Source organism: Enterococcus sp. XAF26B05_ASV22, from assembly GCF_056727285.1.
In genome coordinates, this window is sequence record NZ_CM161538.1 from 1,558,367 (window position 1) to 1,581,237 (window position 22,871).

The 22,871-nt window shown below is 34.5% G+C and carries 25 protein-coding genes, 1 tRNA gene and 1 pseudogene; 20 read left to right on the forward strand and 7 right to left on the reverse strand.

Annotated features, from left to right (window positions below; all coding sequences use genetic code 11):
- The first annotated feature begins 17 nt into the window (after nucleotides 1-17).
- Both AC1PU0_RS07740 and AC1PU0_RS07745 read left to right on the forward strand, forming a co-directional pair.
- Nucleotides 18-290: a hypothetical protein gene (locus tag AC1PU0_RS07740; RefSeq protein WP_206849876.1), complete on the forward strand. Its 273-nt coding sequence runs from the start codon at nucleotides 18-20 to the stop codon at nucleotides 288-290.
- Nucleotides 291-344: 54 nt separating this feature from the next.
- Nucleotides 345-1,004 carry a hypothetical protein gene (locus AC1PU0_RS07745; RefSeq protein WP_206849878.1) on the forward strand — a complete coding sequence of 220 codons (660 nt, stop codon included), beginning with the start codon at nucleotides 345-347 and terminating at the stop codon, nucleotides 1,002-1,004.
- 630 nt (nucleotides 1,005-1,634) lie between these two features.
- Here the strand turns inward: AC1PU0_RS07745 and AC1PU0_RS07750 are convergent.
- Both AC1PU0_RS07750 and AC1PU0_RS07755 read right to left on the reverse strand, forming a co-directional pair.
- On the reverse strand, nucleotides 1,635-2,537 hold the full coding sequence (locus AC1PU0_RS07750) for a hypothetical protein (RefSeq protein ID WP_206849879.1): 903 nt from the start codon (nucleotides 2,535-2,537) through the stop codon (nucleotides 1,635-1,637).
- Between the two features lie 22 nt (nucleotides 2,538-2,559).
- A complete protein-coding gene (locus tag AC1PU0_RS07755; protein ID WP_206849880.1) occupies nucleotides 2,560-2,961 on the reverse strand; it encodes a hypothetical protein in 402 nt (133 codons plus the stop codon).
- Between the two features lie 392 nt (nucleotides 2,962-3,353).
- Between AC1PU0_RS07755 and AC1PU0_RS07760 the strand changes: the two genes are divergently transcribed.
- From AC1PU0_RS07760 to AC1PU0_RS07780, 5 genes and pseudogenes are all read left to right on the forward strand, one after another.
- A complete protein-coding gene (locus AC1PU0_RS07760) occupies nucleotides 3,354-3,674 on the forward strand; it encodes a DNA-binding protein (protein WP_206849881.1) in 321 nt (106 codons plus the stop codon).
- Nucleotides 3,675-3,773: 99 nt separating this feature from the next.
- Entirely contained in the window at nucleotides 3,774-4,952 is a 1,179-nt protein-coding gene (locus AC1PU0_RS07765; protein ID WP_206849882.1) for a tyrosine-type recombinase/integrase, read from the forward strand.
- 435 nt (nucleotides 4,953-5,387) lie between these two features.
- Nucleotides 5,388-5,486, forward strand: a pseudogene (locus AC1PU0_RS07770) (cold-shock protein); the annotation flags it as partial.
- An 86-nt stretch (nucleotides 5,487-5,572) separates the two neighbouring features.
- A tRNA-OTHER gene (locus AC1PU0_RS07775) sits at nucleotides 5,573-5,649 on the forward strand.
- Nucleotides 5,650-6,020: 371 nt separating this feature from the next.
- Nucleotides 6,021-6,398 (forward strand): YxeA family protein, encoded by a 378-nt coding sequence (locus AC1PU0_RS07780; protein ID WP_069654773.1) that lies wholly within the window; start codon nucleotides 6,021-6,023, stop codon nucleotides 6,396-6,398.
- Nucleotides 6,399-6,527: 129 nt separating this feature from the next.
- Here AC1PU0_RS07780 and AC1PU0_RS07785 read toward each other — a convergent pair whose 3' ends face one another.
- On the reverse strand, nucleotides 6,528-6,959 hold the full coding sequence (locus tag AC1PU0_RS07785) for a hypothetical protein (RefSeq protein WP_242596602.1): 432 nt from the start codon (nucleotides 6,957-6,959) through the stop codon (nucleotides 6,528-6,530).
- Nucleotides 6,960-7,446: 487 nt separating this feature from the next.
- Here AC1PU0_RS07785 and AC1PU0_RS07790 point away from each other — a divergent pair, with 487 nt between their 5' ends.
- The 4 genes from AC1PU0_RS07790 to AC1PU0_RS07805 all read left to right on the forward strand — a co-directional run bounded on the left by AC1PU0_RS07790 (nucleotide 7,447) and on the right by AC1PU0_RS07805 (nucleotide 10,439).
- Nucleotides 7,447-8,445 carry an IS30 family transposase gene (locus tag AC1PU0_RS07790; RefSeq protein ID WP_206850765.1) on the forward strand — a complete coding sequence of 333 codons (999 nt, stop codon included), beginning with the start codon at nucleotides 7,447-7,449 and terminating at the stop codon, nucleotides 8,443-8,445.
- 95 nt (nucleotides 8,446-8,540) lie between these two features.
- Nucleotides 8,541-9,122, forward strand: a complete 582-nt coding sequence (locus AC1PU0_RS07795; RefSeq protein WP_206850766.1) for a histidine phosphatase family protein — start codon at nucleotides 8,541-8,543, stop codon at nucleotides 9,120-9,122.
- A gap of 14 nt (nucleotides 9,123-9,136) precedes the next feature.
- Nucleotides 9,137-9,601, forward strand: coding sequence for a MerR family transcriptional regulator (locus AC1PU0_RS07800; RefSeq protein ID WP_069653800.1), 465 nt, complete (start codon nucleotides 9,137-9,139; stop codon nucleotides 9,599-9,601).
- A complete protein-coding gene (locus AC1PU0_RS07805) occupies nucleotides 9,588-10,439 on the forward strand; it encodes an aldo/keto reductase (RefSeq protein ID WP_069653809.1) in 852 nt (283 codons plus the stop codon). The genes AC1PU0_RS07800 and AC1PU0_RS07805 overlap by 14 nt, the downstream gene beginning before the upstream one ends.
- 381 nt (nucleotides 10,440-10,820) lie before the next feature.
- On the opposite strand, the gene AC1PU0_RS07810 is transcribed toward AC1PU0_RS07805, so the two are convergent.
- Both AC1PU0_RS07810 and AC1PU0_RS07815 read right to left on the reverse strand, forming a co-directional pair.
- Entirely contained in the window at nucleotides 10,821-11,039 is a 219-nt protein-coding gene (locus AC1PU0_RS07810) for a DUF378 domain-containing protein (protein ID WP_206850159.1), read from the reverse strand.
- Nucleotides 11,040-12,118: 1,079 nt separating this feature from the next.
- Nucleotides 12,119-14,536, reverse strand: a complete 2,418-nt coding sequence (locus tag AC1PU0_RS07815) for a hydroxymethylglutaryl-CoA reductase, degradative (protein WP_206850158.1) — start codon at nucleotides 14,534-14,536, stop codon at nucleotides 12,119-12,121.
- Nucleotides 14,537-14,720: 184 nt separating this feature from the next.
- Between AC1PU0_RS07815 and AC1PU0_RS07820 the strand changes: the two genes are divergently transcribed.
- From AC1PU0_RS07820 to AC1PU0_RS07835, 4 genes are all read left to right on the forward strand, one after another.
- A complete protein-coding gene (locus tag AC1PU0_RS07820) occupies nucleotides 14,721-15,872 on the forward strand; it encodes a hydroxymethylglutaryl-CoA synthase (protein WP_206850157.1) in 1,152 nt (383 codons plus the stop codon).
- A gap of 263 nt (nucleotides 15,873-16,135) precedes the next feature.
- Complete coding sequence (locus tag AC1PU0_RS07825; protein WP_206850156.1) at nucleotides 16,136-16,981, forward strand: aldo/keto reductase; 846 nt, start codon at nucleotides 16,136-16,138, stop codon at nucleotides 16,979-16,981.
- Between the two features lie 35 nt (nucleotides 16,982-17,016).
- Nucleotides 17,017-17,979 carry an aldo/keto reductase gene (locus AC1PU0_RS07830; protein ID WP_206850155.1) on the forward strand — a complete coding sequence of 321 codons (963 nt, stop codon included), beginning with the start codon at nucleotides 17,017-17,019 and terminating at the stop codon, nucleotides 17,977-17,979.
- Between the two features lie 63 nt (nucleotides 17,980-18,042).
- Nucleotides 18,043-18,411 (forward strand): nuclear transport factor 2 family protein, encoded by a 369-nt coding sequence (locus AC1PU0_RS07835; protein WP_206850154.1) that lies wholly within the window; start codon nucleotides 18,043-18,045, stop codon nucleotides 18,409-18,411.
- Nucleotides 18,412-18,497: 86 nt separating this feature from the next.
- Here AC1PU0_RS07835 and AC1PU0_RS07840 read toward each other — a convergent pair whose 3' ends face one another.
- Both AC1PU0_RS07840 and AC1PU0_RS07845 read right to left on the reverse strand, forming a co-directional pair.
- Complete coding sequence (locus tag AC1PU0_RS07840; protein ID WP_242596618.1) at nucleotides 18,498-18,668, reverse strand: hypothetical protein; 171 nt, start codon at nucleotides 18,666-18,668, stop codon at nucleotides 18,498-18,500.
- Nucleotides 18,619-19,329 (reverse strand): SDR family oxidoreductase, encoded by a 711-nt coding sequence (locus AC1PU0_RS07845; protein ID WP_242596617.1) that lies wholly within the window; start codon nucleotides 19,327-19,329, stop codon nucleotides 18,619-18,621. The genes AC1PU0_RS07840 and AC1PU0_RS07845 overlap by 50 nt, the downstream gene beginning before the upstream one ends.
- 149 nt (nucleotides 19,330-19,478) lie before the next feature.
- Here AC1PU0_RS07845 and AC1PU0_RS07850 point away from each other — a divergent pair, with 149 nt between their 5' ends.
- From AC1PU0_RS07850 to AC1PU0_RS07870, 5 genes are all read left to right on the forward strand, one after another.
- Nucleotides 19,479-19,871, forward strand: coding sequence for a MerR family transcriptional regulator (locus AC1PU0_RS07850; RefSeq protein WP_069654783.1), 393 nt, complete (start codon nucleotides 19,479-19,481; stop codon nucleotides 19,869-19,871).
- Nucleotides 19,872-20,058: 187 nt separating this feature from the next.
- Entirely contained in the window at nucleotides 20,059-20,823 is a 765-nt protein-coding gene (locus tag AC1PU0_RS07855) for a carboxymuconolactone decarboxylase family protein (RefSeq protein WP_206850151.1), read from the forward strand.
- Nucleotides 20,824-20,841: 18 nt separating this feature from the next.
- A complete protein-coding gene (locus AC1PU0_RS07860) occupies nucleotides 20,842-21,825 on the forward strand; it encodes an aldo/keto reductase (RefSeq protein ID WP_206850150.1) in 984 nt (327 codons plus the stop codon).
- Nucleotides 21,826-21,869: 44 nt separating this feature from the next.
- Complete coding sequence (locus tag AC1PU0_RS07865; protein WP_479998806.1) at nucleotides 21,870-22,493, forward strand: NAD(P)H-binding protein; 624 nt, start codon at nucleotides 21,870-21,872, stop codon at nucleotides 22,491-22,493.
- A 13-nt stretch (nucleotides 22,494-22,506) separates the two neighbouring features.
- Nucleotides 22,507-22,845: a MerR family transcriptional regulator gene (locus AC1PU0_RS07870; protein WP_111247123.1), complete on the forward strand. Its 339-nt coding sequence runs from the start codon at nucleotides 22,507-22,509 to the stop codon at nucleotides 22,843-22,845.
- Nucleotides 22,846-22,871: the final 26 nt, after the last annotated feature.

Below are 22,871 nucleotides of genomic sequence, written 5' to 3' on the forward strand. Positions count from 1 at the left end.
TGTTAGGAGCGGTCAGCATGATTTCCAAAGATTTAAGAAAGCAACTAAAGTTACCTGTCACAAAGGAGATAGTATATTATAGACGTCTTAGAGGAAAAGAGTATGTTAAGTTTGATGTGGAGTCTATTGAAATACTAGAACAATATAATCCGTCAGGAAGTTACTCATTACAAATTGTTTTATCAGAATCATTACTTAATGAGTCTGAAAAAGTAAAAATTTTATCAGATTTTTTAGTTGAGATGCAAAAACCAACTTTTATTCAGGATACTAATGATGTAAATTATTAGTAATCCGTTGCGTAATAAAATAAAGAAATGGAAAGATATTTTTGAGGAAAAACAATGGATTCTAAAACTAAATGGTATAAAAAAGCTAAAAAAGATAACTGGAAAGCTAAATTCAAAATTATAGTTAAAAACATAAAATGGCATAATGAAGAAAACTATGTTGAATTTTTTGGTGATGTCATTGAACACCAATCAGAATATCTGCATAAAAATCCCTCGCTGCTACCAATGTTTAAAGGATATGTAGATTATCAGCTAACAGAAGGTGATGTTTTAGAGATCATAGGAAGAGGACGATTGGGTTACAGTTCAGGACACTATGAAATAAGTTTTATAAATCCTAAACTTATTATGTTGAAGGAAAGGCTTGTTGAGGTAATAGAAATATTAAAAGAGCCAACAGGAGCGGTAGAGAGTTCAAATGGAGAGATTAGATATTATGTGAGACATGGAGACTTAAATGCAACGTATAGTCAGTCTACTAGTTATAAAGGAATAATGAAATCTTTAGAGAATGTTGGTAGAAACAGGCTCATGAACGATTGTGGATCATTCAATTTAAAAGAATTACATATGAATGATAAAAATAACTCTCCAATCACTTTGGCAAGAAAATATTGGGAATATCGATTATTTGAAAATATTAAAAATAATGAAAACTATAAAAAAATAAGTGGAGAAGCTGAGTATAAAATAATAGAATTATTGTATTAAAAATGAATATATTCTGATGAGCAAGGTATGTTGATTGGTTACAAATCTTGGCTATGAGAATTTAAAATTTACTCTAATATAAAGAAATTTCCTTTTACTTATTTTTATGAGAATAGTTGATTTTACTACATTTTGATTCTGTATGGTATCTGGGATTAGCCATGTTTAAAAAATATTTTTGATATTCTAGTGAATGTTTTTAACCATATCGAACAAATTTAATCAGTATTTATCAGTTTTTTCAAATATGAATAATTTTAGTTTTAAGTTTCATTAGCGATTACCAAAGTTTTATCAAACACTCAACGTATTTAAAAACAACAAAATTCTACACTGATATAAGTATTGATTTAATTCAATCATGTTTCTAGCTAATAAGTGGTTTGAATTTAAATAAAAATAAAGATGAGTTTACTTTATGAAATAACATAATTCATGTTAAAAATATTTTGAAGCATGATAAACAAAAAATGCTATAATAATGATAGTAAATAAGTGTCATGTGTCTTATACAAAATGGTTTAAGATATAGTGTTTATAATTAATTTGTGGTTTAACCATCTAATTACTTGCCAAAGTGGAAATTAGATGGTTATTTTTGACGATTATCAACACAAATAATAATGCAAATTAAGTTTGTTTATTCCCAAAACTTAAGAGAGCTTCATTAGCAGATATAGCTTTTGCTTTTGAAGAAATATTTTCTTTTGAATTTGATTCATTAATGAAAAGAATTATTTTTAGAACCCATTTTGGAGAAAATTTGAATATTTTATAATATTTTTTAATATGACTCTCAAGTAGCGTCAAATATTCAATTGTTTCATGATAATTTTGAATTTCTTCGAGGGCATTTGAATATCTGTAATTCCAGTTAAAGGGTCCTTTTACAATCATTTCTTCATTTCTATAAATCCAATTTTCACCATAAAAATCTTTTGTAGAAAAAGAGCTATTTTTTATGAATTCATCAAATTTTTTTCTACACGAAAGATTTTGTTTATATAAGTCATGCTTACCTTTGTTAAAGGAGTAACGATAAATTTTTCCAACTGTTATTGTCTCTACACCAATTAATTTTGCAGTCATAGTTCTATGATTGCCATCGCCAGCAAGAAAATATTCTTTAACTCCATTTTTTTCAAATTCATAGAATTTACATCCACAGAGCAATTCTTCTGAATACATTTTAAAAACATAATCTAGATTTCCATCATAAAATAAAGATAATAGGCTTGCAAAACGAAGAGTTACCACATTTAGCTCTATTCCAGGTGGGACTCCAATCAGTCCATAGTTTACGGCTTGGAACCAGGAATGGTGAAAAACTCTTGTTACTCCTTTAATATCATTTGTGTTAATTTTTTTGTTTTCGAGTACTTCATTCAAATTATCAAAATATTCGAAATACATATCTTTAGTTTGGATTATTTCATTTTTTGATTTTTCTAATTGTTTCAAAGAAACACCATGAGTAACTAGAAAGTTATGCAGTCCTACTGATTTGACTTCATTAATTAATGTCTCACGCACGTCAACTATTGTAACTCATCTCCTAAAAAAATTGAATTTCATGCTCAATTCCAAATTTTTCTATATAAAACTCATGTTCTCCAGGTAATAAAAAATCAAGGTTTTTTATTACATAGATTAGCCATACATTATTCTCTTTTTTGAATTTAATGTAGCCCATTTCTTTTAGTTTTTTCTTGCAGTCGTCAATTACATTTTTATTGTCATGATCAGGAACTCCTCCATAAAAACCTTCATAAATTATTTTATTAATTTTGTAACTACTAGCATCAGACCCTAAACAATATTGCTTGTTGTTTAATGCGCAGGACTTGTATATACAATAGTAAGTTCGAACTGTAAATTCTGTAAACTTTCCCATTTTAGTAGTTCTTTGTTCTTTAAAATATTCTCGTTGTTTTTCTATTTTTTCATTTGACCACAAAATAAACACCTCACAGTTTTTGTGTATTAATTATATCATACATAAAGTTTGTGAATAGGATTTTATTAAGTTGTGTCCTTTTCCTCATTATTTTTGTTGGTAATAGGTATAAGAATAAAACTTGTACCTTGACAACTCAATAAAATCTATCAGCAACATTCCCTTTGCATGGAGCACTGTATTAAGAACCGCCATGACCAGCAATTTGTCATTGCTGCAAAGCGACCACATTCTTAATCAAATTGAAACTAGTCCCTTCAAGCCACGATATGCAAAGTATATAATGATACTTCTGTAAAGCTCGCCGTAAACTGGAGAGAGGTGAAAGTCCTATGCGGTTTGGTGACTCAAACAACTGATAGATTGAACAAGGAAAGAATAGGAGGGAGAAGATGCAAGAAAATATTTGTTTTCCTGAAACTCCAAAACAAAGTAAAACGCTAAATCCAACGATCGATAAAAAATTAGACCAAGTTCTAGATGAACTTTCTAAAATACAACATTCCTTACCACTTGTTTTAACAAATGAAGACCTAAAGAGAGAATTTCAAATTAGCGACAGCACATTAAATCGATTAATCAGACTAGCCGAGTTCCCAAACTGTTGGTACGGCATTAGAGGTCATTACGCCAAAGATGAAGTGCTAAATTGGTTCAGTAATCATGATTATGAAGAGTACAGAGATCGAATGCACAATTTAAGAATGTCATGAAAATATGTATTTTTGGGTGAATATGCTTTATAATGGAGGTACTCGAAAGCAATCTATTAACACATGTTCATCCTCCTTCTTGAAAGAGAGGGATTAAGTTTGGAGATAGTTGATAGATATAAGCAGCATGTGAATCAAGCAGGAGAAATCACTTGGTATTTTCAAGCATTCAGAACAACACGTAGAGGCTTTAAAACAAAACGCGAAGCACAATTGGCTTATCTTGAAATGGAGAAAAAACACCAGACATATAAGAAACTGACTGGTAGTAATGAATTATTTCGAGAGGTAGCTGAAAAATGGTTTGTTTATTATCAATCATTGAAGGAACAAAAAGAAAGTACGTATGAGAAAAGACATGAATCTGTAAAAACTCTTTCTAGATGGATTGGCGATAAGAAAATGATCAGTCTTAATTCAGATTTTTTAGAAGAATTATTCTTCACTTTGAAAGAGAAGGGCATAGATGGCCTATCAAAAGGTTATTCTAAAAATTCATTAGAAAGTTTTCGCCAAACCTTAAATATGATCTTCAATTATTGTCTAAAGAATAATGTATTAAGCGACAATCCATTGGAATCCGTTAGACGTCCAAAGTATCAACAAACGGTTCAGCAATTAAAAGATTCATTAGGGAGATTGGATCAAAAGTATTTGACATTTGATGAGCTAAGATCATTGCTTAATTACAGTATTGTTCATGAAGACCTACCACTTTCAACTTTGTATCATGTTTTGTTTTATACAGGCTGTCGTGTAAGTGAAGCTTTAGCCTTACAACCAGAAGATATTGATTTTAACAATAATGAGCTTCTTTTTTACAAGCAAACAACTGTAAAAGGTAAGCAAATTAATTTTAAAATCGATACGACTAAAAGTGTAAGTTCAGCACGACGAGTGGTTGTAACGCCATTAGTGATGGAAAAGTTAAAAGCTTTAATGGAAATGCTAGATGATGTTCGGAAGCAGTTTAAATTTAAAGTGGAAGAAAAGTATTTATTTGTTTATCTAGAGCCACACAAGCGAGGCGTTCCATTTAGACGAGAGTATGTCAATCATCATATTAAACGATGTGTTGAGCAATGTGGTATAAAGAAACCCTTCCACACGCACTTGGCTCGGCATACAATGGCAAGTCTGGTCGCTGGACATTGTGATTGGGAAGTATTGAAAGCTCGCTTAGGTCATACAGATAAAACAACCTCTGAAATTTATCGACATTTAACATCAGAAGAAAGATTAAAACCACTAGAAGCTTTTCAAATTTTGGAAAGCTGACTACAGGTTTTGGATAATTCCAGAGTAAAAAGCTTGGAATCATCACTTACTTTTTAACGGCTGTAGTCAGAGTGGTAGTCAATTTAATAAAAAATTCAATGATATCAATAGATGTCGTACTTTTAGCACGAAGTAAAGAAATTCGTCGTTAAAAACTTGTTATTAATTAACAGTGAACCCCTTGTTTATCAAGGGGTTTTATTTTTTTACTCGTTTTCTTAAGTGTTGTTTGAATTTTAAAATATCTTTTTCCAAAAGCAAAAGGGGGCAAAAAAGGGGCAAGGGGCTATGAGCTCTTTTTTATTTTACCGTTGTACTCGTGTTACATAAAAAAACAATCTAATTTGAGTAATATATTCACACTGTAAAACTCCTTTTGCCAAATGCTATAAATTACAAAAAAACGTATCATATTCATATTAGGAGTAAACGTATATGAATAAAGGGACAGTAAAAAGGTTTAACTCAGACAAAGTTTTTGGTTTTATCACTGGTGAAGCTGGTAATAACATATTTGCACATTTTTCAGTAATCTCACACTGAAAACCATATATACTAACCAAGAACACCCATCTATGTTTTCTTACAATCATCAGCCGCCCATTTGTTGGGCGGTTTTCGTACTCTTAGCTCAGTTGGTCAGAGCAGACGGCTCATCATAACCGTCCGGTCGCAGGTTCGAGTTCTGCAAGGTACGTTATAGTAAGTGAGTATATGCTTTGCACAGCCAAACTTATTAGTATATACTAATCATATTCTAATAAAGTGGTATTATGAATACTCCTTGTAAAATGCCGTCCATGCGATCGGGCGGCATTTTATATTTGATGAAAAACTGCTATTAAGTTGTACTATTAGTAGGTATTATATGCCTGTCCACTTTGCAAGAGTGATTCAGTATGCCGTCTCTAACAAGGCGTTTTTTTTGTGAAAAGAATTTATAATTTGATACACCTATAGTGAAGCTATTTATAGAATAAAGTTACAAAATTGTTAGAAGAATACATGGTTAAAATTGTTTCCGTAGTGTTAAACTATACTAAATTAAATTATATGAGGTGAATCATTATGAATAAAATACTTGGATTGATTGGTCTTATTGCATTATGCGCTATTGGTTACTTTGCTTTTGATTACTACAACCAAACATATAATACTACGGTAGCGTATGCGAAGGTCCCAACTGATGTTCCTGAAATTTCAGACACTCTGGATATTGATGGTAAAAAGGTAAAAGATACCTACTCTTATAAGTACAATGTCACATTCGTGAAAGAAAACGGAGACAAACAAGAGATGGATTTTGAGTTGTTCGGGAAAAACCCAAAACCATTTGAATCAGGGGCATACATTAAAGCAGAAATAAGCAAAGAAAGAGTAAATAGTCCAACTCAAATTTCGGAAAATGAAGTTCCGAATAAAGTGAGAGAAGAACTCGATAACTAAAATTTAAGTGAAAAGACCCTAGCGTTTCCGAGGGTCTTTTATTGTGTTCGGGAAAATCCTGCCAAACCTAACTGATTCATATAAAAATTAACCTTACGATAATATACGCAAGGAGGGGAGAAAATTATTTTATGCAATTGATTTTAATGATTTTAAGACAAATTCACGAATAAAACTATCAGGATTGCGAACGAAGAATTTCTCTATAACCAGATGATTTCTACTGTTGTAATAACCATGAACAGATACTTCATATTTGCCTTCATCTAAAAATAAAATTAAATTTGCTAACTCTTTTTTTCTAACTATACAGTTGATATTCTCGAAAGAGCGAAGTGTAAAACGAATTTTGGTATCTGGAAACATTTTTATTACTCTAATTTTATCAATTACACCTACATAACTATTCTTTTTAATAAAGTGTACCTTCCTTACATATAAGTAAAATATAAACTTATCCAATTCGACCTCGTTTATTCCCTTTTGTCCACTACACTTTGAATAGTACTGAAACTCTTCGTAAGATAATAATCCTGCTTCACACTTGTCAATTATGTTCATGTTTTTTCCCCTCTTTTTTTAGTAACCAATCATCGAATGGATAATCAATTTTTCTAGTTTCCATTTTAAAGTCAGTTAACTTGTAGACTTTGCTAGTAGATAGTAGCGAATACTGATTCGGATAGATGTATTCAAAGACTATGAAGTGATCAATTTTTTCTAACAGAAATGCTGCAAGGTAATCTCGTTTCTTTACAGGAGGAAAAGACCAAAAATTGTAAACAGTTCCTTCTATGTTTATTCGCTTAGAGGGTAACTTCCTAAAGGGAATAAGATGAAACGAGTAACAATATTGAGCTGGTCGTATATGCTCGTTAAGATGTACAGTTTTTACATATCTCATTATCATCACCTTGAGAATATTATACGAACTTTTGTTCTCTTTGTCTACTAGGATGTATAATTTAAGTGCAACACCAGAAATTGAAGGTGAGAAATCCTGTTATAATGGTGTTGACGAATTATATCGACTAGGAGGTATTTAGCTATGACATCATATACACACCTTACGATACGTGAGCGGGAAATGATCTTTCTCTATCATGGTTTTGGTTTTACTATTCGTAGAATTGGACGTTTGATCAAAAGAAGCCCTTCCACTGTTATGAGAGAGCTTAAAAGGAATACTACTAAGTTTAAAACATATTCACCTTCTCAAGCGCAAAAATCGTATCATAAGAACAAGCAGAAATGCGGGCGAAAGAGAATCTTGGATCAATCACCTTATAAAGAAACCATTCGAAAACTCCTTTTTGAAGAGCAATGGTCTCCAGAACAGATAGCGAATAGAATTAACTTAGAGAGCAATGAATCGATTGTCAGTTACCCTACTATTTATCGCTCTATTTACGATGGTCTATTTGATGATGGATTTCCTGTAGGAAGTCCTGGAGCACGAAAAATGTTGAGACGGAAAGGAAGAAAATCAGTGACTAAAAGAATCGGTGATCGTCGTGGACGGTTTACGGATGTGAAAACGATTCATGAGCGACCAACAAAAGCTGAAAGTAGAGAAGAACTTGGTCACTGGGAAGCTGATACTGTCTTGGGACACCGAGGAAAATCGTGTCTCGTCACACTCGTTGATCGGAAATCTAGATTTTTACTAGCTGGCAGAATTCCTAAAAATGATTCAATTTGTGTAAGGGATATGATTATAAAATTGCTTTCTCCGCTAAACAAAAAGCAACGCAAAACTATTACGCCAGATAGAGGGCCAGAATTTGCAAAATACAAATACTATAGTAAATTATGCGGTATTGATTGTTACTTTGCAGATCCTTGGTCTCCGTGGCAACGTGGGACTAATGAGAATACGAATGGATTAATACGGGAGTATTTACCGAAACGGACAGATATGACTCCAGTTTCAGAAGAGTATATTGAATCCGTCATTCATAAATTAAACAATCGTCCTAGAAAATGTTTGAACTGGAGAACGCCTTATGAGATATTTCATGATAAATCATTATGTTTAATTCAATAATACTAGTTAGATAAATTTTTCTCTTGCTATAAAGTAAACTTCAGGGTTTATGATAAGTGTACATGAAAGATATATTTAAGAAAGTAGTTGGTGGCATAGTGAAAACATTATATTTGATGAGACACGGTGAAACGCTGTTCAATCGCCAGAAAAAAATCCAAGGTTGGTGTGACTCTCCTCTTACACCCATAGGAAAGAAACAAGCACTCATTGCAAGAAACTATTTTAAAGAGAATAATATCGTTTTTGATGACGCGTATTCCTCTACCTCTGAGCGGACATGTGATACCTTGGAATTAGTTACTGATACCTCATATAACCGTATAAAAGGGCTTAAAGAGTGGAATTTTGGTGATTTAGAAGCTGAGCATGAATATCTAAACCCACCACTTCCATATGGAGACTTCTTTGTTTCATATGGTGGAGAAAGTGAACAAGACTTTCGAGACAGGGTTTCTTCTAGTTTACTTACGATTATGAAACAGACTTCTGGAGAAATTGTTTTAGGAGTCTCTCATGGAGCTTCTTGTCGTCAATTTATGCGGAAATGGCAACACACAAGCAACATAGATCAAAAAGAGCGAATCGGAAATTGTTGTATTTTGAAGTTCAATTTTGAAAAGGATACATTTTATCTAAAAGAAATCAGTAATCATGATTTCTCCATGCTAAAGTAAAGGGGTCTATTAGAATGAATATAAAACAAGTGGCGGATATGTTCGATTTAACAGTTGAGACAATTCGTTATTATGAACGTGTAGGAGTGATTCCGCCAGTTAAGAGGGACAAAAATGGTTATCGCATATTTACAAAGCGAGACTTGAATTGGGTTTTTCTTGCTAAGAGTTTAAGAAATGCTGGGTTATCCATTGAATCATTGATTGAGTTTGCCACGCTGTCTCAATTGGAAGGCGATGAGCGACTCGCTCAAAAGGATATTCTAAAAGATCAATTAAAAGAGTTAGATGAGAAAATTGAAGAACTTATACAAGTTCGTAAGCTTCTTCAATATAAAATCACAACTTATGATGAACATATTGCAAAGTTTAGAGCTGGAAATATATCAGATGATGATATAGAGGAACTTTGGACAATGAAGCATATAAATAAGGACAATAAAAATGAAACGGAGGAAATAGATGATGCAAACAATTAAACTAAACAATGGCGTGGCTATTCCTGTATTGGGCTTTGGTACGTATCAGATAACAGATCCAAAAGAAGCAGAAGAAGCAGTGTATATGGCTATTCAAGCTGGTTATCGTCATATCGATACGGCGCAATCTTATATGAATGAAGAAGCTGTTGGTCGTGGTATTGTTAAGTCAGGAATTTCACGTGATAAGCTGTTTGTAACTACTAAAATTTGGGTCGAAAATGTATCGTATGACGGTGTTATGAAATCCTTTCAAGAATCTTTAGATCGTCTGGGGATGGAATATATAGACTTACTGTTATTACACCAACCTTATAACGATGTATACGGCGCTTGGCATGCAATGGAAGAATTACAGGCTAGCGGGAAAGTCAAAGCGATAGGTATATCTAATTTTGCTGTTGATCGAGCTGTTGATCTATCTGAGTTCAACAAGATTACTCCACAGATAAATCAAATAGAAATCAACCCATTCAATCAACAGACTGAAAATATTCAAGCACTAAAGGAAGAAGGTATTCTTCCAGAAGCATGGGCTCCTTTTGCTGAAGGAAAAAACAATATATTCAAAAATGAACTTCTTATAAATATTGGAAATAAATATAATAAGACAGTAGCACAAGTAATTATTCGCTGGTTGCTAGAACAAGGAATTGTTGTTCTAGCTAAATCAATAAAACCTGAACGAATGACTGAAAATTTAAATGTTTTTGATTTCTCCCTATCTGATGATGATAAGCAAAAAATTGCAACCCTGAACGAAGGAGAAAGCCAATTCTTCTCACATGCAGATCCAAAAATGATCAAATGGATGGCAGGTAGAAAACTAGATAACTAAAAATAGTCGCACTCTTTGAAAATTTCATTCAAAAGTGCGGCTATTTTTATTGAAATGGTCTTAAAAATATAAACATTTTTATTATTTTACATGTGTTGCACTTAATTGGACAATTCTAGTAGAATAAGATATTTTACAACAAAAGTTTAAAGAAGCTATAACAGAAGAAATATTAGAAGAGGCAGAACAAGTAAAAGAGCAGTTTGACGAGATTAAAACAAACAAGACGTAGAACGCATACAACTCCGTAATACTCTTCAAACTACCTACGAGATGAACAAATCCTAAAGTATCCTCGTATTTTTTGAGATGAGATTTTTTATTTTCTGAAAAAGAAAAAGCAACCACCTTTTTCGGTAGCTGCTGCAGAGTAACGATTATTTACATTGCATCTACTTTATCTTTATTAGCAATCAGTGGAAATAATTTTAAACAATAAATTGCAGATAGACCTACTAATACATACACAATTTTAGCAAGGATAGTAGTTGGTCCACCAAAGATTGCAGCTACTAAATCAAATTCAAAGAGTCCGACCAATAACCAATTCAATCCCCCAACGATAACTAATGCTAATGCAACTGAGTCTAAAGCTTTCATAAGTATTCCTCCTTCTTTAATATTTTTAAGTATAAATCATAAGGAAGAATTTTTCATATACAATGCTCGTGAGAATTATCTTTTTGAAAAATTTAATTAATATGATAGTATGTTTTAGGTGTTTTTTTCGTTTAAATAATCTTTTTTGATGGGATGGTTTGTAGATAAAGAAAAAGTACTTCAGAGGCCTGAGATAAAAAAAGTTTGGGGCCACTTAAGGTACGGATTAGTTGATATAGGAATCTCACAAGTTTTACAAAGTTCTAACATCTAGCATGACATTGCAGATAAAACTAGTAGTAGCTATGTAGTTTGGCATACATATCTTAAGGTTGAAACGAAATGAGCTATCTTAACTCCAGCTAAAGTGCAAAATAGAGGATCGGTTCCACCAAAAGCTATTTTTCGTAGCAGAGGAAGCTTATTCAATAATCCAGAGTAGAGGATATAAACGAGAAGTACGATGACAATACTTCCCCTTTTTTTATTATTGACATATGATGCAAATACACTTTAAAACTTACGTGTATTATATGGTAAAGCAGCCCGTATTAAAGAAAATCGTTGTTGAAAACGTGTTAGTAATTACCAATGAATCCCTTGTTTATCAGGAGCTTTATTGTTTTGTCTTTTTATTTTTTTTATATTATATTAGACACATTCATCTATTCTTTGCATTTATCATCCGTTATAAGGTAGCTAAACAAAAAAACGATGAACGATAAACCCTATGACGAGTGAAAAAATAATGTAAGATAAAGCAATATATAGATATAATTTCTCCCTTGTTGTTTTGTACTTAATGAATGATAAGATACCTAAAGTAAAGAAAATTATTGATAAAATCACACTTCTCACCTCAAAACTAATTGTAACAGCTTAAAATAAAAATTAGCAAAAATTAGGGGTTTCGACAAAGTAAATTCTAATGGGAGAGAGAATAGAAGGTAAGAAGGCATATTGTTTAACAGTAAGCTAGTATTTTTAGATGTTTTGATGATGACAAGGCAACTATAAAAACCGAAACAAGGAGCTTAAGAAGATCAGTTCCTTGTTTCGGTTTATTTTTGTTTGCTCTATTATTGTCTCAATTCTAATAATAACGTCAAAGCTTTCTCTTGATTCATCAAGCCAGCTTTTAGCTTTTCTGCGATGATGTCTACTTCTGGACCTTTTGCGCCAACGGACATAGCCAAAGAACGAGCTTGTAAAGACATATGACCTTGTTGGATGCCTTCTGAGACTAAAGCGCGTAAGGCAGCCAAGTTTTGTGCTAACCCAACAGCTGCGATAACTTCAGTCAATTCTTTTGCATCTGCGACATTTAAAATTTCTAAAGCAGCTTGGGCTTTTGGTAAAACACTAATAGCACCACCAACAGTTCCAATCGCTAAGGGGAATTCTATTTCGCCTTTTAAGCCATGCTCAGTCAATTTCCATCGACTTAATCCGTGATAGCCATTTGTAGAGGCATAAGCATGTGCTGCGGCGGCTACTGCGCGAGTATCATTACCAGTTGCTAAAACTACAGCTTCGATACCATTCATAATGCCTTTATTGTGTGTGGCAGCACGATAGGGATCTAATTGGGCAAATCGAGAAGCTGCCACAATTCTTTCTGCAACGAATCTGCCAACTTCTAAATCACCTGTCTTACTTAAACTAGCAAATGAAATGTCACACGTCGCTGTGACAATAGATTCCGTTGCATAATTGCTTAAAATACTAAATAATTGTTCATTTTCTAACCGTTGACGGAATAAATCTGCGACCCCTTCTAAAATGGAATTCAGGATATTAGCGCCCATAGCGTCTTTCGTATCAACGAGTAAATCTACCGATACAAAGTTAGTGTCTTCTGGGAAATGACGAATTTGAATTCTTTTTAAACCCCCGCCTCGTTTTACGATAGAGGGATAACTTTTTTCAGCTTGTTTGAAAATCTCATCTGAAAGCTGGTTGATGTTTTCTTCTAACAACGCAGGCTCTGTAACATTCATAAAAACGATTTGCCCGCGCAAAAGGCTTTCGGTTAATTCGCTTTGAATACTTCCAGAATTTCGAATCATTTTAGCACCATTGCTGCATGCAGCAATAACCGAAGGTTCCTCTGTTGCCATCGGAACTTGATAGGTTTTATTATTCACTAAAATTTCTGGAACAATTCCCATTGGCAAAGCCATTTCACTGATTTGATTTTCAATCAAGTGATTTGCAGTATCTGCATCTAAAGATACGTTTTCCAATTCTTGTCTGCTATCTGAAGAAAGATGACCCGTGTCTTGTAAAAACAATAAGCGTTCTTCTTTTGATAGTTGATAAAACTTTTTATCAGTTTCTCTTTTTTGTGGGCGTTCTATTAGTATAGCAAGTCCAAGACCACCACCAACACAGAGAGAAGCAACACCGTACTTAGCATCCTTATCTTCTAATTGGTATGTTAAAGTGGTTACGATTCGAGTCCCAGAAGCACCAATCGGATGGCCTAAACTAATACCACCGCCCCATATATTGAGTTTTTCTTCGGGAATGTCCAATTCATTTTGAACAACAATGGAAGAGGCGGCGAAAGCTTCGTTGATTTCAAATAAATCAATGTCTTCAATCGTTAAATCATTGCGTTTCAATAAGGTTTGGATGGCTTTAATAGGGGATATGCCCATTATGCTTGGATCGATCCCAACTTCTGTAACATCTCTAACAATAGCTAGGTAAGGGATTTGATGTTCTTCAGCGAACGATTTTGACGCTAATATCATGGCTGAAGCTGCATCGTTGATGGTTGATGCGTTACCTGCTGTGACAGAGCCATCTTCTTTAAAAACTGTTTTTAATGTACTTAATTTTTCGACAGTAGTCTCTTTTCGGACACCTTCATCGTATTCAAAAATAGTGTCATCGATAGAAAGAGGAACGATTTCATTCACAAACTTTCCTTCTTTCTGAGCTTTAGCCGCTTTCATTTGTGATCGAGTTGCGAAGGTATCTTGCATCTTACGAGTGATAGAAAACTGTTCAGCAACATTTTCCGCTGTCAATCCCATCGCTTTTCCGCTAAATGCATCGGTTAAACCGTCTACCATCATAGTTGGAACGGGTTTTGAATAAGTATCCTCTTCTTTGTATATGATGGCAGGAGCAGTTGTCATACTCTCGGTTCCACCAGCTATAACAACTTCAGCGTGACCTAATTGAATCGCTTGTTTGGCTAAGCTGATTGCCTTTAGACCTGATCCACACACTTCATTAACGGTGAAAGCGGGTACGTCAAAGCCTAATCCGCTATTGAGTGCAATTTGTCTTGCAGGATTTTGTCCATTTCCTGCTTGTAATACGTTACCAAAAACTACTTGGTTTATATGTTCAGCTATTGGTGCATTTCTTTTTATTAACTCTTTTGTAACAGCTGTTCCCAGCTCCACTGCTGATAATGATTTTAATTGCCCTCGATACTTACCTATAGGTGTTCTCAAGGCGTCGATAATTACGATTTCCACGACGTCACCTCCAATATGAAATATACCATGCTTTGTGAAAAAATAATACTCTATAAATCAGATTAAAAAAACTTCTGAAATTCTTTAACAAATTTTAAATTATTCTTATTTCTACCAATCTTACCTGAAAATATGATAAATTATAGTAGGTAATGAAAGAGAATAATAATAGAGGAGATATAAAATGAACGTTGGCATAGATAAAATTAGTTTTTTTGTCCCACCATTTTATGTGGATATGACCGATTTGGCACTAGCAAGAGAGGTGGACCCGAATAAATTCCATATCGGAATTGGGCAGGATAAAATGGCTGTTAATAAAAAAACTCAAGATATCGTGACCTTTGCTGCAAATGCCGCAAAGAATATTTTATCCGATGAAGATAAAAAGAAAATCGATATGGTGATTGTCGGGACTGAATCTGGTATTGATGAGTCAAAAGCTTCTGCAGTGGTCTTACATCGATTGTTAGGGATCCAACCATTTGCTCGTGCTTTTGAGGTAAAAGAGGCTTGCTACGCAGGAACAGCGGCATTACAATATGCACTCGCACATATTAAAACGCATCCAGAAAGCAAAGTGTTGGTTGTTGCTTCTGATATCGCAAAATACGGATTAGCTTCTGGCGGTGAGCCAACACAAGGAGCTGGAGCAGTGGCTATGCTCGTTTCAGCTGACCCAAAAATAATCGTAGTAAACGATGATAGTGTGGCGCTAACGCAAGATATCTATGATTTTTGGCGTCCAGTTGGACATGATTATCCAATGGTAGATGGGCAATTATCTAATGAAACGTATATCCAAGCATTTCAAAAGATTTGGGGAGAATATCAGCTTCGACATAAGAAAACAACTGCTGATTTTGCAGCGTTAGCTTTCCATATCCCGTACACGAAAATGGGAAAAAAAGCGTTGTTGGCAGCTTTAGAAAATGAGTCGTCAGAAGAGCAAGAACGAATTTTAACAAAATATGAAGCAAGTATTGTCTATAGTAGACAAGTAGGTAATCTTTACACTGGTTCGTTGTATCTTGGATTGATTTCGTTATTAGAGAACGCTCAATTGAATGCAGGAGAACAAATCGGCTTATTCAGTTATGGTTCAGGCACTGTTGCAGAATTCTTTAGCGGTAATTTAGTTGAAGGATACCAAAAGTATTTATTCACTGATCTTCATCAAAAGCAGTTAGCGGAACGAAAAGGATTATCCATTGTTGAGTATGAAAAGATGTTTGAAGATACTTTGGATACAGATGCGGATAGTGAGTATGATGATTCACTTCTGTATAGTATCGCTTCTATTTCAAATACGGTTAGAGCATATAAAGAAAATTAACGTACAAAAATAGTAAAGATGCTTTTTAGGCATCTTAAGGATACTAATAAAGTATTATACTTTTATAAATTCAAGCTGTAACATCATTCCTATAGTGGATGTGTTGCAGCTTTTTTGTACCTTACAACAGATTTATAACCATGATCATTATTATTTTTAAAGCATAATATGCTTGACTTGAAGTGAACTCTAAGTGGTAATTTAAAAATGTAGAAAAGAGAATAGCGTATCACAAGGTTATTTTTACTAGGAGGAATACAATTATGGAAACAGTTACTTTATCAAATGGTGTTGAAATGCCGATTTTAGGATTTGGTGTTTATCAAGTACCAGACTTAGCAGAATGCGAACGAGTTGTCAGTGAAGCGATTCAAATAGGATATCGCTTGATTGATACAGCCCAAGCTTATGGAAACGAAGCGGCTGTGGGGCAAGCAGTTAAAAAAAGTGGCTTGCCTCGTGAAGAATTTTTTATCACAACAAAGGTTTGGATCACAAATGCTGGGTATGAAAAAGCGAAAGCTTCTATTGAAGAATCTTTGAAGCTATTACAAACCGATTATATTGATCTTTTCCTGATTCATCAACCATTTAATGATTATTATGGCACATATCGAGCAATGGAAGAATATTATAAAGCAGGGAAATTGCGTGCAATCGGTGTAAGTAATTTTTATCCGGATCGTTTTATTGATCTTGCAGAATTCAGTGAAATCACACCAATGGTCAATCAAGTGGAAACACATGTATTCAACCAACAAATTGAACCACAAGCAATCATGAAGGAATACAATACTCAAATTGAATCTTGGGGTCCTTTTGCAGAAGGAAAAAATGATTTCTTTCATAATCCAACATTAAAAGCAGTAGGTGAAAAGTACAATAAATCAGCTGCACAAGTGGCATTACGCTATTTAATTCAACGAGGAGTGGTCGTTATTCCCAAAACGGTCAATAAAAACCGTATGGAACAAAACGTTGATGTATTTGACTTTGCATTAACAGAGGACGATATGAACGAAATCTTAAAATTAAACCAAAAAGAAAGCTTATTCTTCTCTCATTATGATCCTGAAACAGTGAAATTTTTAACAGGATTAGCAAGATAATCGAAACACTTTTTTCTATTTAAGGAGGCTATCTGATGAAAAAAAGAATTTTAGGTAAAAATCTTGAAGTGTCAGCGATTGGTCTAGGTTTGATGGGGATGGATCATGCTTATGGCAAACCAGCAGATCGAGCTGAGATGATTCGTTTGATTCAAGAATCGGTTGAACTAGGCGGGAATTTTTTTGATACAGCAGTTGTTTATGGTGAAGAGAATGAAAAAGTGTTAGGGCAAGCAACCAAGGAAATTCGCAATCAAGTGGTCATCGCAACCAAATTTGGGATTACCGGGCAACAAAGGATTGGGAATAGTTTAGAAAATATTTTAGATAGCCGACCAGAATCAATTCGTCTGCAGGTAGAAGGGTCACTGCGCCGTTTGCAGACAGATTATATCGATTTGTATTATCAGCATCGAATTGATCCAAACGTCGCTCCAGAAGATGTAGCAGAAACAATGAATCAATTAATCAAAGAAGGAAAAATTCTACACTGGGGCTTGTCTAATGCACCAGAAAATCATGTAAGAAAAGCCCATGCAGTGAGTCCAATCACAGCGATAGAAAACCAGTATTCAATGATTTGGCGAGAACCTGAAGCAGAGATGTTTAAAATTTGTGAAGAATTAGGGATTGACTTTGTAGCTTATAGCCCTTTAGGAAATGGTTTTTTGAGTGGTAAGTATGCTAAAGAAACCAAGTATGAGGAAGGCGATTTCCGTAGCTTTATGGGACGTTTTAAACCTGAGGTAATGGAAAAAAATCAGGTAGTCTTAGATCTTTTAACTGATATTGCGGCAAGTAAAAGAGCCACATCAGCACAAATTGTTTTAGCTTGGGAATTGGCGCAACGCGACTTTATTGTTCCTATTCCAGGTACTACGAAAGTACATCGATTAAAAGAAAATCTTGGTGCGATGAATATCCTAATAACAAATGAAGAGCGTCTTCAAATTAATCAAGCATTAGCTGAAATGACGATTGACGAGACTCATTTTTAACATTGCGGCTTCCACGAATTTTTGTTTTTTTCATAATAGCGAAGGAAGGATGTCAGAAAGTCTATGGATGATAAGCAACAAATCATTAGAATATATCGTCAAGAAAATCAAGCAATGGTTGAGAAGGATTTACCAATATTAAAAAAGATTTTATCTGATGACATGCATTTGATTCATATGACCGGATATGACCAAACAAAGCAAGAATGGTTAGAGCAAATTGAGAGTGAACAAATGCGTTATTTTTTATCAGAAGAAGAGGCAATCAAAGAGATACAAATTGAGGGAAATCATGCAAGCTTTATTGGACAAAATAAAGTAGATGCGCGGATTTATAGTTCACGAAACACATGGAATTTAGAAATGAAAATGATTTTTGAAAAAAAAGCAGGAGCCTGGGTGATTGTTCGGCAAGAGGTAAGCATGTATTAATAGAAATGTACTAAAAGTAAGTCAGAAACGTTCTGAAAATGACATTTCTGACTTTTCTTATTCTATCATTCAATGCATCCGAGTAATTAAAAATCAGTCGAAGCGGCCAATTCAGTTTGCTTTTTAAAATCTGCCACTCGTTTTTCCAAGGTTTGAATTGTACTATCCAAGGCTTGTGATCCTAGAACCATCCGTAATGGAGCAGGTTCAATCGCCGCACTTTTCAAGAATTCTTGTTGCCATTCTTTCTGGATCACCAGCGGCCAATCCATTTGCTGGGTCTAACATAGCTAGAAAGGCATGCGCTGGATTATTGTCATATTCAGGCATCAACTCAGCAACTTGTGTACTGCCATAGCGGAATTCTGTACGAGCACCACCAGGTTCAACAATCGTTACGCCAATATTAAATGGTGCCAATTCTTGAGCAACAGACTCACAAAAACCTTCAATTCCCCATTTAGTCGCATGATACATAGAATTTCCAGCAAAAGCGACTTGTCCACCATATGAAGAAAGTTGAATGATGCGTCCAGCTTGTTGTTCACGCATAAATGGAGTCACAGCACGTATCATTTGAATAGAGCCTGTTAAATTGGTTGCGATAATTTTAGCTACATCTTGATCGGTTAATTCTTCCGCCGCTCCAAATAATCCGTAGCCAGCATTATTTACCAGCACATCGATTGCGCCATATTTTTCATAAACTTTATCTACCAAGGTTTTGATACCAGTTGCATCGGTTACATCTAAAAATTCTCGATCAAAGGTTTCTGGATATTGTGCCATTAATTCTTGCACAGTTGTATCCTTGCGTACCGTCCCGATAACAGTTTGTCCATTCGCCAATAATTGCTTTGTTAATTCTATGCCAAATCCACTACTGACACCAGTAATTAGCCAAGTTTGTTTTTTCATATTGCATTCCTCCAATTGTTCATTCTGAGGCTAGTTTATCTCTTTAAGTGCACTCTAAGTCAATAAGAAAGTTTGTAAAAGAGTCTAAATTTGTTTTATAATGAAAAAGAAGTAGACGAGTTAAGGAATGGGTAGAGGAGGAATAGGGCATGAACATAAAGAAAGTAAGTGAATTAAGTGGAGTTTCTGCAGATACCATCAGATATTATGAGCGAATTGGGTTGATTCCACCTGTGAAACGTAATGATAATGGGATTCGCAATTTTGATGAAGAAGATTTGCGTTGGATTGTTTTTAGTAGACAAATGAGAAATGCGGGCTTATCTATTGAATCATTAGTGGAATATTTAACCTTATTTCAAGTGGGAAATGAAACAGTGCCTGCTCGTAAAGAAATTATTGCAGATCAAATTGGGGAATTGAAAGAAAAAGCCTCGGAATTAAATACAGCTATTGAACGGTTAGAGTTTAAATTAGCCAACTATGATGAGCATATGATTCCAGCTGAAAATGCCTTAAGAGATTTTAATATGAATAAATAATAGAAAATGAATGGCTTCTAAATCGAGTCTTTCTTCTAATTTTGTTAGAGGAAGTTTGAATTTAGAAGTTTTTTTGTTTATTTTAGCAAATCCCTTGACTTGGAGTGAACTTCAAGAGCTAAACTGTTGTTGTTAGTAAGAAAAAGTGCTCATTTATCATACTGCTTTTAAATCGAGGAGGAATGCTATGTTAATCAGTCAAACTGCACAGAAGAATCATGATGAATTATTTCCAAACCATGAGTCAGCATTAGCTAAAACAGATCCAGAATTTATTGAAATTTTTGACAATTTTACGTTCGATGAAGTGTTTCAGTACTCAAACCTAGATGTAAGGTTACGTATGAAAGTAACGTTGGCCTCTTTAATCGTAATGCAATGTGTTAATGAGTACAAAGCAATGATGAATGCAGCTTTAAATGTGGGTGTTTCAGCAGTTGAGATAAAAGAAATTGTCTATCAAGCAGTGCCATATGCCGGTTTAGGGAAGGTGTTCGATTTCTTACACGCGACCAATGAAGTGCTGACCGAAAGAGGCATTTCACTTCCTTTGGAAAAACAAGGAACAACCACCAATGAAAATCGTTATGAAAAAGGCTTGGAAGTTGTACGGGAAGTTGCTGGAGAGGCTGTGGATCAGATGCTCACAACGATGCCGGAAAATCAAAAACATTTTGCTACATTTTTAGCTGATAATTGTTTTGGTGATTATTTTACAAGAAATGGGCTAACATCGAAAGAACGTGAATTACTGATTTTCACAATGCTGGCTTCAATGGGTGGAGCGGATGCACAACTAAAAGGGCATATTCGCAACAATCAGCGTGTTGGCAATGAAAAGCCACTATTGATCGAAACGATTACCGTTCTACTACCATTTATCGGCTATCCAAGAACATTAACCGCATTAAATTGTATCAATGAAATATTACCCGAAGAAAACGAAAAATAAAATAGAGGAGGAAATACAATGGAATATGTAAAATTTGGCAATACAGGAATGGAAGTTTCAAGAATTTGTTTAGGGGCAATGGGCTTTGGTGATCCGAATAGTGGCTTTCACGAGTGGGTTTTAGAAGAGGAAGAAAGTAAAAAAGTTATCAAAAAAGCGTTAGATTTAGGGATTAATTTCTTTGATACTGCCAATGTTTATTCATATGGTGCAAGTGAACGAATTCTTGGTAAGGCACTGAATGAATATGCGAATCGTGATGAAATCGTGGTGGCGACAAAATTATTTACTACCATGAAAAAAGACGTTCCAAACAGTGGTGGACTTTCAAGAAAAGAAATTTTCCATCAAATTGATGCGAGTTTAGAACGTTTAGGGATGGATTATGTTGATTTATACATTATTCATCGTTGGGATTACAACACCCCAATTGAAGAGACGATGGAAGCTTTACATGATGTCGTGAAATCTGGAAAAGCCCGTTATATTGGTGCTTCTGCGATGTTTGCGTGGCAGTTTGCTAAAGCCCAAGCAGTAGCTGAAAAAAATGGTTGGACAAAATTCGTTTCCATGCAAGATCATTTGAATTTGTTATATCGTGAAGAAGAAAGAGAAATGCTACCGTTGTGTGAAGATCAAAAAATTGCGGTGACACCTTATAGTCCATTGGCCTCAGGTCGCTTAACCCGTGATTGGAGCGCGCAAACCAAACGTTTTGAAACAGATAAAACAGCGAGGTCAAAATATGATACAACAGCAGATCAAGATCGTATCATCGTTGAAAGAGTTGCTGAAATTGCGGAAAAACGTGGAGTGGAACGTGTCCAAGTGGCACTTGCTTGGTTGCTTCAAAAAGGGCCAGTTGTCGCACCGATTATTGGCGCAACAAAAGAAAGTCATTTGACGAATGCGATTCCTGCATTGGATTTAATTTTGACGGAAGAAGAAGTGCACTATCTAGAAGAACCTTATGTTCCTCATGTCATTGTTGGTCATAAATAAAAAAGAGAGTGATTTAGAAAGAGGGATTTAAGATAAAAATACTAATTTTAGGTGCAGCAGGTCAAATTTCAAAAATGGTTACAGAATTGATTTTAACAGAAACAGATCATGATCTTGTTTTATATGGTCGCAATCTTTCAAGTCGGATTTCTGTGAAAGATCCAACGAGAGAAGTCATTATTGAAGGTGATTTTAATGATCAAGACAAATTGAAACGAGCCTTAATTGGAGTGGATATTGCGTATTTAAATGATATGAGTTCACCAGCTGCAACCCAATCAATTGTGAAAGCAATGGAAGATTCAGGGGGAAATTATTTAATAGGAGCGAACGTTTTAGGTATTTACAATGAAGTTGCGGGGTTTTTTGGACGCTGGAATGCTAATATGGTTGGTTCAGCTACCTATAACTATTTAGCAGCAGCAGAAGCGCTAGAGCAGTCTTCATTAGATTATGTTATTTTAAGATTAACTTGGTTATACAATCAAAAAGGCAATGAAGACTATGAATTGACTCAAAAAGGCGAACCATTTATTGGTGCTCAAGTTACAAGAGAAGCTGTGGCTAGACTGATTATGACGATTATTCATGAGCCAGTTAAATACGCGAAGACCAGTTTAGGTGTAAGCGAGCCTAATACTGATTGGGCAAAACCCTCTTTTTATTAAGGACGTTCAGCATATGAATAGTAAAGAAGTAAGCCAACAAACCAATACGTCAATCAATACCATTCGTTATTTTGAGCGAATTGGTTTGATTCCACAGGTAAAGAGAAATCATGATGGATTACGAGTGTTTACTGAAGCTGATGCTGATTGGATTCGTTTCATCAAACAAATGAGAGAGGTTGATCTTTCTATTGAAGGATTGATTGAATATGTAACATTATCTAATCAGCCAGAAAAATCAGCTCAAGCTAGAAAAGATCTACTGACTGAACAAAGAAATGAATTGCAAGATCAAATCAACCGATTAGAAGTAGCAAAAGACGAGCTTCAAAGACGGATACTAGCAAAATAAATAAGAAGAATAGAAGGAGTTTTCTT

Excerpts from the sequence above, each read along its gene's own strand:
- AC1PU0_RS07740 (WP_206849876.1), top strand. The coding sequence starts at position 18 with ATGATTTCCAAAGATTTAAGAAAGCAACTAAAGTTACCTGTCACAAAG.
- AC1PU0_RS07745 (WP_206849878.1), top strand. The coding sequence starts at position 345 with ATGGATTCTAAAACTAAATGGTATAAAAAAGCTAAAAAAGATAACTGG.
- AC1PU0_RS07760 (WP_206849881.1), top strand. The coding sequence starts at position 3,354 with ATGCAAGAAAATATTTGTTTTCCTGAAACTCCAAAACAAAGTAAAACG.
- AC1PU0_RS07780 (WP_069654773.1), top strand. The coding sequence starts at position 6,021 with ATGAATAAAATACTTGGATTGATTGGTCTTATTGCATTATGCGCTATT.
- AC1PU0_RS07785 (WP_242596602.1), bottom strand. The coding sequence starts at position 6,959 with ATGAACATAATTGACAAGTGTGAAGCAGGATTATTATCTTACGAAGAG.
- AC1PU0_RS07790 (WP_206850765.1), top strand. The coding sequence starts at position 7,447 with ATGACATCATATACACACCTTACGATACGTGAGCGGGAAATGATCTTT.
- AC1PU0_RS07800 (WP_069653800.1), top strand. The coding sequence starts at position 9,137 with ATGAATATAAAACAAGTGGCGGATATGTTCGATTTAACAGTTGAGACA.
- AC1PU0_RS07805 (WP_069653809.1), top strand. The coding sequence starts at position 9,588 with ATGCAAACAATTAAACTAAACAATGGCGTGGCTATTCCTGTATTGGGC.
- AC1PU0_RS07810 (WP_206850159.1), bottom strand. The coding sequence starts at position 11,039 with ATGAAAGCTTTAGACTCAGTTGCATTAGCATTAGTTATCGTTGGGGGA.
- AC1PU0_RS07820 (WP_206850157.1), top strand. The coding sequence starts at position 14,721 with ATGAACGTTGGCATAGATAAAATTAGTTTTTTTGTCCCACCATTTTAT.
- AC1PU0_RS07825 (WP_206850156.1), top strand. The coding sequence starts at position 16,136 with ATGGAAACAGTTACTTTATCAAATGGTGTTGAAATGCCGATTTTAGGA.
- AC1PU0_RS07830 (WP_206850155.1), top strand. The coding sequence starts at position 17,017 with ATGAAAAAAAGAATTTTAGGTAAAAATCTTGAAGTGTCAGCGATTGGT.
- AC1PU0_RS07835 (WP_206850154.1), top strand. The coding sequence starts at position 18,043 with ATGGATGATAAGCAACAAATCATTAGAATATATCGTCAAGAAAATCAA.
- AC1PU0_RS07845 (WP_242596617.1), bottom strand. The coding sequence starts at position 19,329 with ATGAAAAAACAAACTTGGCTAATTACTGGTGTCAGTAGTGGATTTGGC.
- AC1PU0_RS07850 (WP_069654783.1), top strand. The coding sequence starts at position 19,479 with ATGAACATAAAGAAAGTAAGTGAATTAAGTGGAGTTTCTGCAGATACC.
- AC1PU0_RS07855 (WP_206850151.1), top strand. The coding sequence starts at position 20,059 with ATGTTAATCAGTCAAACTGCACAGAAGAATCATGATGAATTATTTCCA.
- AC1PU0_RS07860 (WP_206850150.1), top strand. The coding sequence starts at position 20,842 with ATGGAATATGTAAAATTTGGCAATACAGGAATGGAAGTTTCAAGAATT.
- AC1PU0_RS07870 (WP_111247123.1), top strand. The coding sequence starts at position 22,507 with ATGAATAGTAAAGAAGTAAGCCAACAAACCAATACGTCAATCAATACC.